The following is a 240-nucleotide window of genomic DNA, read 5'->3' as shown; positions in this document are numbered from 1 at the left end:
ACAATTACTCTCATTTAGGTTCGGTAGTCTAAAGAGCGATTCCGCCTGCCATGCCCTGGCTTTGTATCGCTGATGCGTGATTATGGTTTCCCACAACATTCCATTACATTTGCGTGTATCGCTGGATGAACTTTCGGCTATCTCCTGCGTTTTGAGTTTTCGGATTGACTGCCCATGGCCACGCTTGACCACCTGCTGATCGTTGATGATGACCCGCAAATCCGTCAGTTGCTTTGCGAC

At 48.8% G+C, this 240-nt stretch carries 1 protein-coding gene; it reads right to left on the bottom strand.

Going from position 1 to position 240, the window contains the following annotated elements; all coding sequences use genetic code 11:
• Nucleotides 1–240, bottom strand: a 240-nt coding sequence (locus BEK98_RS49735; protein ID WP_208643456.1) for a hypothetical protein, incomplete at both ends; no start/stop codon positions are given.

Origin of the sequence: Streptomyces diastatochromogenes (assembly GCF_002242805.1) — a bacterium.
GTDB lineage: Bacteria > Actinomycetota > Actinomycetes > Streptomycetales > Streptomycetaceae > Streptomyces > Streptomyces diastatochromogenes.
This window is presented reverse-complemented; position numbering and strand designations above follow the sequence as displayed.